The organism is Bdellovibrio bacteriovorus (assembly GCF_001592755.1).
Classification (GTDB): Bacteria; Bdellovibrionota; Bdellovibrionia; order Bdellovibrionales; family Bdellovibrionaceae; genus Bdellovibrio; species Bdellovibrio bacteriovorus_E.
The window spans coordinates 103,088-116,278 of the sequence record NZ_LUKF01000006.1 but is presented as its reverse complement, the minus strand read 5'-3'; the positions used below and the strand labels follow the sequence as shown (position 1 = coordinate 116,278).

Below are 13,191 nucleotides of genomic sequence, written 5' to 3'. Positions count from 1 at the left end.
CTCCATTTGGATTGGAAGTAGGTTGCGAGAAACGAAAAAGGAGTCTATAACGACTCCACTTTGACTTAATAAACGCTTTGCTGGTGTTTATAGCAGAGGGGCCACACCTGATCCCATTCCGAACTCAGAAGTTAAGTCCTCTTGCGGCGATGGTATTGCACGGGCGACCGTGTGGGAGAGTAGCACGATGCCAGCTCTATTTTACTTGAACCCAGGTTACGAAAGTAATCTGGGTTTTTTTTCGCCTTTTTTCTGCTGAATTCGTTTCTTCATTACTAAATCAGTCCTTCGATAATCAATACTGTCTCTCCAAACCACATCACTTCCACTGTGGAAGTAAATAAAAGTTCCTGATAGTTCTTTATAAAGACCTTTTGGTAAATGAAAGTACCTGCTTCTCTTGATGCTAAACAGGTACGCCCGGTTCGTTTATAGAAGATTGTTGGTGGAGTAAGACAGATGGCTCCTTTACTGCCACGGTGGCAGTAAGCTAGTGCGTTACTCCGGTGTTGTTCTTGTTCGAAAATTACTTCCACGATGGAAGTAACACTGGGTAGTTTCCAAAAATGATCGTCCTGATATTTTAGAGGTACCTGCCTTCCCTTTGTGCCAAATAGGTACGCGGTTCGTTTAAAGGATCATTGGCGGAGTAAGACAGATGGCTCTTTTACTGCCACGATGGCAGTAAGCTGATGCGTTAAAGTAGTTTGTTGTCGGTTCTGAAGAATTACTCATTCCCTTCCTCTCATTTGAACAGTGTCTCTCATTAAGAGATCTACTAGTAACCGAGGTTCTTCTGCTGGAAGTTACCTCCACCGTGCAAGTGGTTGCTAGGAGTGCCTCTGGTCGGTTTGTTCGATCCGTTTTTCTCCAACTAAGTCAGTCGATTTCAAAATCATGTTCTTGTTAGAGTTCTTATAAATGCCTTTTTGCTGTCTCAATATGATTCGAATATATAAACAAATGTTGATAGATATAAACATATTTAGGCTCCTTAGGAGGCTTTGTGTCTCTTTTGTAAATAACTGAAATCTCTAAGTAATATTATTTTAGTCGAGTCATGAGAGCTTTTTGGAAGGGGCTATGGTATTCTACATATATCAATAACAGGAATTTTCTCCTGTTCGCTTTTTAAGTCTTTTTTGACTGAATCAAAAAAAGATCTCTCGGGGAATCACCCGAGCACGGGAAAACAAAATTGAATAGCACAAGGAAAGGGTCGAGATGCGACAGGGTGTCTTATGGCTAATGCATACTTGTATTTGGCAGCAGCAATCGTTTTTGAGGTTTTGGGCACAATCACCATGAAATATTCCGTGGGATTCACAAAGGTGCTTCCAGTCATTCTTACTATAGTTTGTCATGGAATCTGCTTTGTGGCTCTCGCTGTCGCTTTGAAGTCGTTACCTATCAGTATCGTCTATGCAATCTGGGCGGGTGTGGGAACGGCGATGATGGCGCTTGTGGGGCTTTGGATGTTTAACGAACCACTTCCAATACAAAAAGTATTGGCGACGAGTTTGATCATTCTTGGAGTTGTGATGTTGAACTTCTCTGAGACTAAACCGGTGGAGCAAATTGCGAAAGTAGATAACGTCAAAGTGCTTCATCCAGAAAAACCTGCGACTTCGGAAGTTCGTGAAGTCGTGAGTGAAAGAAATTCTGGTTAACTTGGAAAAATCTATTTGTGAATTAAAGGCGGCAGAAATGTCGCCTTTTTTTATTTCCGAATAGATCAATGTCTTTTTGGATTTTTATTTTTTCTTTATGTCAGGTGTAGATCTCTTTACGCGGAATTGATGTGGGAAGGCCTACATTGTTAGTCACTAAGAGGATTAACAATGGGTTTTACTATAGCAGACTTCATTCAGGTTTTTTTAACCCTCGGGGTGATCGTGGTGGCGACGCCTGTGCTGGGTGGTTATATGGCAAAGGTTTTTCAAGGGGAACGCACATGGCTTTCCTCTGGTTTACGGCCTTTGGAAACATTCATCTATAAAGCATGTGGAATTAACGAATCTTGCGAAATGGACTGGAAGCAGTACTCGATCGCTCTTTTATTTTTCAACCTTATCGGACTGGCCTTTGTGATGCTGTTGATGATGAGTCAGCAGGTTTTTCCGCTGAACCCACAGGATTTCGCAAATACGTCGTGGCATTTGGCTTTTAATACCGCCGTGAGCTTTATGACGAACACGAACTGGCAGGCGTACTCAGGTGAAAGTACTTTGAGCTATTTGACTCAGATGTTGGGACTGGGAGTGCAGAATTTTTTGAGTGCGGCGACAGGCTTCGCGGTTTTTTTAGCGCTCACTCGCGGAATTGCCCGCAAGCAAGTGACAGGTCTTGGTAACTTTTGGGTGGATCTGACTCGTTCGACGGTGCACGTGCTTTTGCCATTGTCATTCATACTTGCGGTCTTGTTGATGAGCGAAGGAGTTGTGCAAAACTTCAATGCCTACGTGCCCGTGAAAACCTTAGAAGGTATTGAACAGATTTTACCGCAAGGGCCGGCAGCCTCTCAGGTGGCGATTAAACAGCTGGGTTCGAATGGTGGCGGATTCTTTGGTGTTAATAGTGCGCATCCTTATGAAAATCCAACTCCGTGGAGCAATTTCTTGCAAATGATTTCACTGATACTGATTGCGGCGGCGAGCACTTACACATTTGGTGTGATGGTGGGTTCAAAAAAACAAGGATGGATGTTGTTTTCAGCGATGATGGCGATGTTTGTTGTGATGTTATTGTTATCACTTTGGAGTGAATATAGCGCAAACCCTTACATTGGCGAGGCGGCGTTGATGGAGGGAAAAGAAACCCGATTTGGAGTGACGAACAGTGTTTTGTGGTCTGTTCTGACGACGTCTGCTTCGAACGGTTCTGTGAATGCCATGCACAGTTCGTTGTCTCCACTCAGTGGTGGTATTGCCATGCTCAATATGATGCTAGGTGAAGTCATCTTCGGCGGTGTGGGAGCCGGAATGTACGGCATGTTGCTTTTTGTGATTTTGACCGTTTTTATTTCTGGATTGATGGTGGGACGAACACCTGAGTACTTGGGTAAAAAAATCGAAGCCAAAGAAATTATCTGGGTTGTGGCCGGAGTCCTTGCGCCTTGTGTGGCGGTACTGATGTTCAGTGCGCTAGCGATTGCGACGCCTCAGGGACTTGCAGGTTTGGGGCATCAGGGACCGCATGGGTTGAGTGAAATTCTTTATGCCTACACGTCTGGGGCGGCTAATAATGGAAGTGCCTTTGGCAGTCTGACAGTCAATACATCGTTTTACAATATCACTATTGCACTTGCGATGTTGGTAGGTCGCTTCGCGATTATTTTTCCGGTGCTGGCCATCGCCGGAAATCTTGCCGGCAAAAAGATGTCGCCGGCCTCTGTGGGAACATTCAGAACGGACTCACTTTTATTTGTGATTCTGCTTTGCGCAGTCATTGTGATTGTCGGCGCGTTGACGTTTTTTCCGGCTTTGTCATTGGGTCCAATTTTAGAGCACTTGCTGATGTTGAGAGGCTAAGGAGTGATTATGAGTGCTTCCACTTTTTCAGATAAAAAAATACTTAAACAAGCTTTTTTCGATAGTTTCAAGAAACTAAATCCCGAAGCGCAATGGAAGAATCCCGTGATGTTCATCACGTGGATCGGCGCCTTGGTAGTTAGCTTCGCCACGCTTTACCGAATGAAATCAGGTGCCAGCTTTGGCTTTGAAATGCAATTAGGATTGTGGTTGTGGTTTACAGTTTTATTCGCGAACTTTTCAGAGGCCTTGGCGGAAGGACGCGGGAAGGCACAGGCCGAGTCGATGAAAAAAACGCGCTCGCACACGATGGCTCGTAAAATCTTTCAAGGCCGCGAAGAAAATGTTGCTTCTTTGTCGTTACGAAAAGGAGACACCGTTGTCTGTGAAGCCGGTGATGTCATCCCCGGTGACGGAGAAATCATTGAAGGAATTGCGACGGTCGACGAATCCGCGATCACGGGTGAGTCTGCTCCGGTCGTACGAGAGGCGGGAGGAGACCGTAGTGCTGTCACTGGAGGTACACGCGTAATAAGTGACCGCATCATCATTCGTATTACGGCAGATCCTGGAAATAGTTTTTTAGATCGAATGATCAATCTTGTGGAAGGAGCCAAAAGACAAAAGACTCCAAACGAGATCGCATTAAGCATTCTTTTAGTGTCACTGACGTTGGTGTTTGTTCTAGCTGTTATCACTTTGAAATTCTTTGCAGATTATTCAGCGAAAAGTGCAGGACAAGATCTTTCAGATATTGTAACTGTGCCCGTGTTGATAGCGCTTTTAGTGTGTTTGATTCCGACCACTATCGGTGGACTATTTAGTGCCATTGGTATTAGCGGGATGGATCGCTTGATTCGTAAAAATGTGATCGCGAAAAGTGGACGTGCCGTTGAAGCCGCCGGTGATATCGATGTTTTGATGCTTGATAAAACAGGTACCATTACTTTGGGAAACCGGATGGCTTTTGAATTTAAAGCGGCTGCCGGTGTCGAGCTGGAAGCTTTGGCTGAGGCCGCACAATTAGCGTCGCTGAGTGACGAAACACCCGAGGGACGCTCGATCGTGGTGTTAGCCAAACAAAGATTTTCTTTGCGCGCTCAGAATCTTGACCCTCATCAAGCGCAATTTGTTCCATTCACGGCGCAAACTCGGATGAGTGGTGTTGATATCAAAACAAATGAAGGCGTCCGTGCACTCCGTAAAGGCGCTGGAGACTCGATTCAAAAATACGTGGAGTCTTTAGGAGGAGTTTTTCCGTTGGATGTGAAAAACGCCGCAGAGGCCATTGCCCGCCAAGGGGGAACGCCTTTAGTGGTTGTTGAAAATAAAAAAGTACTTGGGGTGATTCATCTGAAGGACATCGTCAAAGGCGGTATTCGCGAAAGATTTGCTGAGCTTCGACGCATGGGTATTCGTACGGTGATGGTCACAGGAGATAATCCGCTAACTGCGGCGGCCATCGCTGCCGAAGCGGGGGTTGATGACTATATTGCCCAAGCCACGCCGGAAATGAAATTACAACGCATTCGCGATGAACAAAATCGTGGGCACTTGGTAGCGATGACGGGGGACGGGACGAACGATGCTCCGGCACTGGCGCAAGCCGATGTTGGTGTTGCTATGAATACGGGAACACAAGCTGCCAGAGAAGCAGGCAATATGGTCGATTTGGATTCAAATCCAACAAAGCTGATTGAGATTGTTGAAACTGGAAAGCAGCTTTTAATGACTCGAGGGGCGTTAACGACCTTCAGTATCGCTAACGATATCGCCAAATACTTTGCCATCATTCCGGCAATGTTTGCGGGCCTTTACGTGGCCAACGGAGAAGGGCCCCTTGCGGCTCTAAATATTATGCGACTTCATTCAGCGCAAAGTGCGGTTCTGAGTGCCGTGATTTTTAATGCTTTAATTATTATTGCGCTGATTCCTTTGGCTTTACGTGGAGTGAAGTATCGTCCTGAAGGTGCCAACATCATTCTAAAAAGAAATTTATTTATTTATGGATTTGGTGGGGTCCTTGTCCCTTTTGTCGGAATTAAAATCATAGATATTTGCATTGTAGGAATGGGTTGGGTGTTATGAAGCAATTTTTAATTTCTATTAAAATATTCGTAGTCATGACTTTTCTTTTAGGAATCATTTATCCACTCGCGGTGACTTTCGCGGGAAAGATTTTCTTTCCCGTTCAAGCCGAAGGTTCTTTGATTGAAAAAAACGGTCAAGTTATTGGCTCAGAGCTGATCGCGCAAAAGTTCGTGAATCCTAAATATTTCTGGCCGCGTCCTTCAGCTGGGGACTACGCTACTGTGGCATCAGGTGCATCGAATGCGGGTCCAACCAATGAGAGCCTTAAAAGTGCTATCGCCGAGCGGAAAGTCCATGGAGCCGTTGCTGAAATGCTCTTTACGTCCGGCAGTGGTTTAGATCCCCATATTTCTCTGTTGGCGGCGCGCTCGCAGGTTCAACGCATTGTTGCTGAACGCAAGCTGTCGCAAGAGCAAACAGTGCTGGTTGAAAAGCTGATCCAGGAATACACTGAGGGCCGTCAGGGCGGACTTTTGGGTGAAGTCCGGGTGAATGTTCTGAAACTAAACCTGGCACTGGATGAAAAATTATGAGTGAAGCATATCGTCCCAATCCCGATCGTTTGTTGGCCGGGATAAAAAAGGAAGAAGGCGAAAAAGTGCGAGGGCACTTTCGCGTTTTTTTTGGGATGTGTCCCGGTGTCGGGAAAACCTATGCGATGTTGAAGGCGGCCTTAGAGCAAGTTCAGCAAGGTGTGGATCTTGTTGTCGGCATTGTTGAAACTCATGGGCGTAAAGAGACGGAAGAACTTCTTTCCGGTCTTGAAATCCTTCCACGGAAAGATGTCGTTTATAAAGACACTCTTTTAAAAGAAATGGATTTGGATGCGATCCTGATGCGCAAGCCTCGTTTGGTCTTGGTGGACGAACTGGCGCACACGAATGCTCCTGGCTCTCGTCATCCGAAAAGATATCAAGATGTGCTTGAGCTTTTGGAAGCGGGCATTGATGTTTATTCCACGGTGAATGTGCAGCATCTAGAAAGTCGCGCGGATTTGGTTCAACAAATCACCGGAGTGAAAGTCCAAGAGCGTATCCCTGATTCTGTTTTAGATCTGGCAAATCAAATCGAACTTATCGATATTTCGGCGCAAGGTCTTTTAAAGCGCATGAAAGAAGGGAAAGTTTATCAAGGGGATCGAGCAGTTCGGGCCGAAGAAAACTTTTTTAAAGAAACTCATCTGACCGCTCTTCGTGAACTGGCTTTGCGTTATACGGCAGAGCAAGTGGACCAGGATCTGCAAAATCAAATGATCGTTCAGCAAATACCAGGCCCCTGGAATACGCAAGAACGGCTTTTGGTTGCCGTTAGTCACAGTCCGTTTGCGGCACGATTGATTCGAGCGACTCGTCGTATGGCATTCAGTCTGGAAGCGCCTTGGATCGCCTTACATATTGAAAATGAAGCGCGTTTAAGTTCTGAAGATCAATCGATGCTTTTGAAAAATTTGAACCTCGCTCGCGAACTGGGTGCAGAAGTTGTTTCAGTCAAAAACAACAACATCGCTGAGAGTATTCGCGAGATTTCTCATGAGCGTAATGTTACGCAAATCATCATGGGGCGACCTCAGCAGGGGTTGTGGAGTCGTATTAAAGGGCATGGATCTTTGCTGGATCAGTTGGTCAGTAAAAGCAGTGATGTGGATGTACACATAATCCGTCAACAGGAAGACTCCACGGCGCGGAAAATAAAATGGATGCCTCCGGGTTTTCATTCTTCGCTGGCTTCTTATTGGTATTCGCTCTGCGCCTTATTGGGGGTGAGCTTTATCAGTGGATTGACCGTTCCCATTATCGGCTACCGTTCGGTCGGATTTATTTTTTTGTTAAGTATGATTTTAATTGGCCTCATGGCTACATTGGGGCCTGTGCTTTTTGCCGCGGCTCTGAGTGCGTTGATTTGGAATTTCTTTTTTATCCCGCCGGCCATGACGTTTGCGATCTCGCAACCTGAAGATGTGATGATGTGTTTGTCTTATTTTCTGGTGGCCATACTCAGTGGTGTTCTTGCGGACCGGATTCGCACGCGGGATAGGGATCTCGAAAGTCGAGAAAAAAGGACTCGTGTTTTGTACGAACTTGTTCGTGAGTTCGCCTCAGCGATGTCTGTTTTAGATGTCAGTCTTGCGGCATCGCAAAGTTTAGAGCGCATCGTGAATGGTAAAGTGAAGATTTTGCTGACGGACGAAGACGGGGATCTTTTAAGAAAATCCGTGAACGACATTAAGGTCGACGACAAGGATTTTGCGTTGGCCCTGTGGTCCTTTGAAAACAACCGTCATGCGGGTTGGAAAACGGAAACTTTATCTGAGTCTCGTTGTCTGGCGATTCCTTTAAAAGCTAAAGAACGTTCGGTCGGAGTGTTATTATTTTATCCTCGTGAAAAAGAAAGCCTGACCTTAGATCAACAACATCTTCTAGAGAATGTGTCGGCTCAAACTGCTATGGCACTGGATCGTCTGCGTTTGCAAAAGAGTGCCGAAAAAGCCAAGGTGCTAGAGGCTTCAGAAAATCTGCATCAAGCTCTTTTAAACTCGGTATCTCATGAATTGCGTACGCCATTGACGGCGATTATTGGATCCGCGTCAGCCATGGCCGATAAAAAACTTGGAGCGCAAGAAGATCTTCGCCATCAGTTGGCTGAAGATATTGTGGACTCGTCCTTAAGGCTGAATCAGGTGGTCGAAAATCTGCTGGACATGTCGCGATTAAACTCGGGCGCTTTGCAGTTGAAAAAGGAATGGATTGATTTAAATGATCTGATTTCGGGTATGCCGGCGAAGATGGGACGGCTGGTTGCGCAACATAAAATTTCTGTCGTGAGTTTTTCACGGCCTGTCTATGTACGAGTGGATGAAAGATTGATTGAACACGTGCTGATGAATCTTTTAACGAATGCCATTCGCTATTCTCCTTTAGGCTCAACAATTACTTTAAGTTTAGATGGCGGTAACGGAGCTGTGCTTTCAGTGAAAGATGAAGGGCCCGGAATCCCGGCTCAGCACTTAAAGAAAATATTTGAAGCTTTCTATCGTGTTCCTGGGAGCGCAACTGGTGGGGTGGGCTTGGGGTTAGCTATTGTTAAAGCATTAGTTGAAGCGCATGGAGGAGAAGTTTATGCTCAAAATAGAGAAGCCCTTGCCGGAGCCGAGTTTTTGATAAAACTTCCTTACGAAAAACCGCCGCAAGATCTCATGGGTGAATCATGAAAGAGGGTGCGAAAAAAGTACTGGTGATCGACGATGAAGCTTCTATCCGAAAACTCCTGCGAGTCAGTTTGGAAGGGAATGGTTATCATGTCGACGAAGCCTCTTTGGGACGAGAAGGCGTTTCTTTGGTCGCTTCTTTGCGGCCCGATATTGTGCTTTTGGATTTAGGTCTTCCTGACGTCACGGGGCTTGAAGTTTTAAAAGAAATTCGCGGCTGGACCCAATTGCCTGTCATTGTCTTAACGGTCCAGGATTCTGATAACGATAAGGTCGCAGCCTTAGATGGCGGCGCAGATGACTACATTACAAAGCCCTTCAGTCTGCCCGAACTTTTAGTGCGCATGCGAGTGGCTCTTCGTCACTCATCGGCGGGGACGCCTGAAAGGTCGGAGTTCGCTAGTGGTCCCTTAAAGATGGATTTAGCCGGTCACGTCGTTACGGTGGACGGGGAACACGTGAAACTCACGAGCACCGAGTTTAATATTCTCAAGGTATTGATGCGCTATAAAGGAAAAGTGGTGACTCACCGGATGTTGCTTAATGAGGTCTGGGGACCCAACTCTGTTGAGCACACTCATTACTTGCGAGTGTATGTGGGGGCTTTGCGCAAGAAGCTGAAGATTTCAGAAAAAACGCCAGACGTCATTGTGACGGAGGCTGGCGTAGGGTATCGGCTTTTGGATATTTAAATTACTTTAGGATGGATTTCTTCAGTTGAGCAACGCCGTCATCTGAAGATTTACCAAGCCAGATCGAAAAGATTTTTTCGATAAAACCCGCAGGGCCTTTGATTTCAGTGACGTTGCCACCTGTCGTTTCGTAAATGATGGCTTCGCTTCCGTCTTTAAGGTGCGCGCCGACGATGCTAAGAGCTTTGCCTTCTTTGGCTTCTCCGCCCTTTGCCACGGTATCTAAGAATTGTTGAACAGGAGCTTCTTGAGTGTTGATTTTATTAGCCGCTAAAGCTTCCTTGAAAGACTTCTGAACATTTTCAGCGTCGACGTCACGTAGGAAATGCAATTGAATGGCAACGGCCTTTTGATTTTTCAGAGAAGAAAGAGCTTCGCTCTCTGTTTTTTTAAAACTCTCTAAAGACGCGACGTAAAGCTGTCCAACATAGACTTTGACATTGACGAAAACGACTTTTTTCGCGCGAAGGCCGGCACCCACTGAAGTGAGGCTCACGGATTCACCATCCACTTGAGTCGTCGCAGAAGGGGCTAGCGTTACTTTTTCAAGTTTTTCGCCGCCACTTGCCGGAGTTAGAAGAGCGGCTGAGGCATTTACAGACAAAAGAATAGTGAATAATGAAGCGCAAAGCAGTTTCATGGGGTTCCTTTCTTCTCGAGAGGCTTTTAGGATTTCGGTGGGTGCTTAAAATGTCAACGAGGAAAAGTTTTGTTGGCAGCCCCAGGTCCGTACATTAAGCTTTTCTTAGACGCATGACCGAGCCCCGAAGTAACTCTCTCTTTAGACAGAAACTAGAACTTCTGATTCTTGATGATTCGGAAGCGCTTTTAAATCGCGTTAAGCAAGTCGTGTCTGCGCATTATCTAACGTTTCGCCAAGTGAAATTCACAGAGCTTACAAATCCCCTTGGGGAGTTGATGAAGGCGCAGTTGGTTTTATTAGCTCAAGGCCAAGAAGAAAGTCTTAAGGCGTTTTCGGAACGCGTGGATAAGGTTCTGCTTGTTTTTCCGCGTTCGTGCATTGTGACGGTGATGGCGCCTTCATATTCCCGAGAGAATTTGGAGGGCACTCAGAATCCGCGAGTGACTCCGTTGTCTCAGGCGGAATTTTATTCTACTTTGAAGTTTGAATACGTTTGTTTGTATCGCTGTCGTTCTCAATATTTCGCTATTCAGGCGGGCGATCTTTTTCCCATGACGACGATGTCGTTTCCGGCATTCATTCGTCTTTCATTAAATCAACGATATTTGCCGGTGATTCACAGCAACACGGTTTTGTCAGATGAACGAAGTCAAAGATTGAGTCGCACAGAGGGACTCTATATTCAGATAAAAGATATCGATGGATATTTGCAGTACATAGCGACTTACTATGACACGTCCGGGGCGGCCTTAAAAAAACGGGCGCGGGCTCTTTTCTTAAGTCTTTGTTATAAGTCGGTGTACTTGAATGAAAGTCTGCTTTTTGATTTTAAAATGCCAGCGGAAAGTCACTTAGCGGCCATCTATGCCGATATTAAAAAAACGGCGTCGGAACTTTTTGAAATTATGAAAACAGATGAAAATCTGTGGGATATTTTTCGTGAAGCCTTGGACGGGGATTTTTGGGAGCTGTGGCGCTCTCCTTGGATTGCTGTTTACGGTTCTTTGATGTCATTGAAAAGTGGCGTGGGAAATCCCATGGTTGTTCTTCTTTCAGGCCTACTCACCGATGTAGGAATCTATGACCTTGAAGAGGCTGTGACGCGAAATTATTATCTTTCGGAAGAAAAAAAGGTTCCTCTGGAGCAACAAGGCTCTTATGAAAAACATCCTCTTTTGTCTTTGAACCGTTGTCTTATTAAGAAGCTTCCGGTCGAAGAAGCTGTCAAAACAGTCCTAGTCTGTACCCATGAGCGCATCGACGAAAAGGGTTTTCCCAATCAAGTGCCTTCAGACAAACTGCCTGAAGAGGCTTTAATTCTTCTTTTTGCCGAAAAGATCGACAAGACCGCTTTAACGACGATGAAAAAGACGGGCGTGGGCTTCCGTTTTGCGAAAGAAAAGTTGTGGGAAGCCGAAAGTAACATGCCGGGCACTTTTAGTCCCGATTTCTTGAATAAAATCAGTGAGTCCTTAATTTAAACTCTTGTGAATGACACCTCTTGTAAGAAGCAGATTCCTTTTGCCCCTGAGGAAGCTTTTGCATTTAATAAAACGGCATAAACTTACAGAGGAGTTATTAATGCTTAAAAAAATAGCATTGGCGTTTTGCTTAGTGGCGTTTGCGGGAAGTGTTGAAGCCAAAGAGCTGACCAATCGCTTGGGCGTTGGTGTAAAGAAGAACACATCTTTGGATCTTCCAGAGCTTGCGGCTGTTTATCATCCAATGTCGGATCTTTCTTTCACTGGCGGATTGGGAATTGATACGCAAAAAGATTACTCTAAGTTTTCCTTCAATGCGGGCGTACGCCGTACGGTCTTTAAAGAAGACAATATGAACTTCTACATGGGCGGTGCTTTGGGCCTTGTGAACTTTGAAACGGCGGGTGAAAAAGAATCTGGTTTTGAATTGAATGCTCTTTTTGGTGGAGAGTTTTTCTTTACCGGTCTTGATTCTTTGGCTTTCACGTTTGAAGGTGGCGTGGGTGTGATCTCTGCCGACAATGTTCGTTTTAGAACAATTGCTGATGGTCCCTTCAATGCAGGTATTATCTTTTACTTCTAATCAGGAGATTTAAATGAAAAAAGTAATTCACACAGACAACGCACCTAAAGCAGTAGGCCCTTATTCACAAGCCGTGCAAATGGGTGATTTTTTGTTCTGCTCTGGACAGATTTCAATTGATCCAAAAACAAATGAAGTTTTCACGGGCGATATCAAAACTCAAACTCAGATGGTGATGAGAAATATCGAAGCTGTTCTTTCAGCAGGCGGTATGAATTTTTCAAACATCGTAAAGACGACAATCTTCATCACAAACATGAATGACTTTGCGACAGTGAATGAAGTTTACGCTCAATATTTTAAAGACGCGCCTCCAGCTCGCTCGACAGTGGCTGTGGCGGGTCTTCCTAAAGGTGTGAACGTTGAAATCGAAGTTTTGGCGCATCGCTAAAGTTCTATTGCGGTCTCGGCCGTTCTGGGTGCTTTTGATTTTTATAGGAACGGTCTTGTACCGTTTCTATGATGAATATCAAAACGTTCAGCACGAGACCGTGCAATCCTGGTTGAAAACACCGACGGCCGATTGTGCCGTGGTGTTAACCGGGGGAGCCGGACGTGTCCGTGAAGGATTCGATCTTCTGGCAAATCAAAACGTAAAAAAATTAGTGATCTCGGGAGTGTATTCCAATGCGCGCTTGCGAGAGATTATGCCGGTATGGCCTTTTTACGGAAACCTCACCGAAAATGATGTGGTCTTAGATCGTCGTTCCGAAACCACTTATGGAAATGCTCAACAAAGTCTTCCGATTGTTGAGGCCTTGAAGTGCCGGGACATTCTTTTAGTCACATCCCGATTGCATATGTATCGCTCCTATCGCACTTTCCGGGCGACCTTCCCAGAGAATATCTATATCCAAAAACACGCCATTATCGGCGGTCGTTACGAGTCTTCAGTCTGGGAAACCACCTTTGAAGCCTTGAAGTCGCTCTTTTACTCTTTCTGGGCTTACTAAAACTCGACTCTGG

Annotated in this window: 11 protein-coding genes and 1 rRNA gene; 11 read left to right on the top strand and 1 reads right to left on the bottom strand. The window is 45.4% G+C overall.

Features of this window, described 5'->3' with window-relative positions:
- Positions 1-79 precede the first annotated feature (79 nt).
- The 7 genes from rrf (at position 80) to AZI85_RS05905 (ending at position 9,518) form a co-directional block, all read left to right on the top strand.
- A 5S ribosomal RNA gene (gene rrf / locus AZI85_RS05935) occupies positions 80-196 on the top strand.
- A 1,045-nt stretch (positions 197-1,241) separates the two neighbouring features.
- The gene (locus tag AZI85_RS05930) at positions 1,242-1,670 is read left to right on the top strand and encodes a DMT family transporter (RefSeq protein ID WP_081110927.1); all 429 of its coding nucleotides are present in this window, start codon (positions 1,242-1,244) and stop codon (positions 1,668-1,670) included.
- Between the two features lie 171 nt (positions 1,671-1,841).
- On the top strand, positions 1,842-3,530 hold the full coding sequence (kdpA, locus tag AZI85_RS05925) for a potassium-transporting ATPase subunit KdpA (RefSeq protein WP_063243217.1): 1,689 nt from the start codon (positions 1,842-1,844) through the stop codon (positions 3,528-3,530).
- Positions 3,531-3,539: 9 nt separating this feature from the next.
- Positions 3,540-5,618: a potassium-transporting ATPase subunit KdpB gene (gene kdpB, locus AZI85_RS05920; RefSeq protein ID WP_063243216.1), complete on the top strand. Its 2,079-nt coding sequence runs from the start codon at positions 3,540-3,542 to the stop codon at positions 5,616-5,618.
- Positions 5,615-6,154 (top strand): potassium-transporting ATPase subunit KdpC, encoded by a 540-nt coding sequence (gene kdpC / locus AZI85_RS05915; protein WP_063243215.1) that lies wholly within the window; start codon positions 5,615-5,617, stop codon positions 6,152-6,154. The genes kdpB and kdpC overlap by 4 nt, the downstream gene beginning before the upstream one ends.
- Entirely contained in the window at positions 6,151-8,829 is a 2,679-nt protein-coding gene (locus AZI85_RS05910) for a sensor histidine kinase (RefSeq protein WP_063243214.1), read from the top strand. Before kdpC ends, AZI85_RS05910 begins: the two co-directional genes overlap by 4 nt.
- The gene (locus AZI85_RS05905) at positions 8,826-9,518 is read left to right on the top strand and encodes a response regulator (RefSeq protein WP_063243213.1); all 693 of its coding nucleotides are present in this window, start codon (positions 8,826-8,828) and stop codon (positions 9,516-9,518) included. The genes AZI85_RS05910 and AZI85_RS05905 overlap by 4 nt, the downstream gene beginning before the upstream one ends.
- A gap of 1 nt (position 9,519) precedes the next feature.
- Here the strand turns inward: AZI85_RS05905 and AZI85_RS05900 are convergent, their stop codons facing one another.
- Positions 9,520-10,158, bottom strand: a complete 639-nt coding sequence (locus tag AZI85_RS05900) for a chalcone isomerase family protein (protein WP_063243212.1) — start codon at positions 10,156-10,158, stop codon at positions 9,520-9,522.
- Positions 10,159-10,271: 113 nt separating this feature from the next.
- On the opposite strand from AZI85_RS05900, the gene AZI85_RS05895 reads away from it, so the two are divergent.
- The 4 genes from AZI85_RS05895 to AZI85_RS05880 all read left to right on the top strand — a co-directional run bounded on the left by AZI85_RS05895 (position 10,272) and on the right by AZI85_RS05880 (position 13,178).
- On the top strand, positions 10,272-11,642 hold the full coding sequence (locus AZI85_RS05895; protein ID WP_063243211.1) for an HD domain-containing protein: 1,371 nt from the start codon (positions 10,272-10,274) through the stop codon (positions 11,640-11,642).
- A 100-nt stretch (positions 11,643-11,742) separates the two neighbouring features.
- Positions 11,743-12,225, top strand: coding sequence for a hypothetical protein (locus AZI85_RS05890; protein WP_063243210.1), 483 nt, complete (start codon positions 11,743-11,745; stop codon positions 12,223-12,225).
- Between the two features lie 13 nt (positions 12,226-12,238).
- Positions 12,239-12,616: a RidA family protein gene (locus AZI85_RS05885; protein WP_063243209.1), complete on the top strand. Its 378-nt coding sequence runs from the start codon at positions 12,239-12,241 to the stop codon at positions 12,614-12,616.
- Positions 12,588-13,178: a YdcF family protein gene (locus AZI85_RS05880; protein ID WP_253720866.1), complete on the top strand. Its 591-nt coding sequence runs from the start codon at positions 12,588-12,590 to the stop codon at positions 13,176-13,178. Before AZI85_RS05885 ends, AZI85_RS05880 begins: the two co-directional genes overlap by 29 nt.
- Positions 13,179-13,191: the final 13 nt, after the last annotated feature.

Coding starts and splice junctions, on each gene's coding strand:
- AZI85_RS05930 (WP_081110927.1), top strand. CDS start 1,242: ATGGCTAATGCATACTTGTATTTGGCAGCAGCAATCGTTTTTGAGGTT.
- kdpA (WP_063243217.1), top strand. CDS start 1,842: ATGGGTTTTACTATAGCAGACTTCATTCAGGTTTTTTTAACCCTCGGG.
- kdpB (WP_063243216.1), top strand. CDS start 3,540: ATGAGTGCTTCCACTTTTTCAGATAAAAAAATACTTAAACAAGCTTTT.
- kdpC (WP_063243215.1), top strand. CDS start 5,615: ATGAAGCAATTTTTAATTTCTATTAAAATATTCGTAGTCATGACTTTT.
- AZI85_RS05910 (WP_063243214.1), top strand. CDS start 6,151: ATGAGTGAAGCATATCGTCCCAATCCCGATCGTTTGTTGGCCGGGATA.
- AZI85_RS05905 (WP_063243213.1), top strand. CDS start 8,826: ATGAAAGAGGGTGCGAAAAAAGTACTGGTGATCGACGATGAAGCTTCT.
- AZI85_RS05900 (WP_063243212.1), bottom strand. CDS start 10,158: ATGAAACTGCTTTGCGCTTCATTATTCACTATTCTTTTGTCTGTAAAT.
- AZI85_RS05895 (WP_063243211.1), top strand. CDS start 10,272: ATGACCGAGCCCCGAAGTAACTCTCTCTTTAGACAGAAACTAGAACTT.
- AZI85_RS05890 (WP_063243210.1), top strand. CDS start 11,743: ATGCTTAAAAAAATAGCATTGGCGTTTTGCTTAGTGGCGTTTGCGGGA.
- AZI85_RS05885 (WP_063243209.1), top strand. CDS start 12,239: ATGAAAAAAGTAATTCACACAGACAACGCACCTAAAGCAGTAGGCCCT.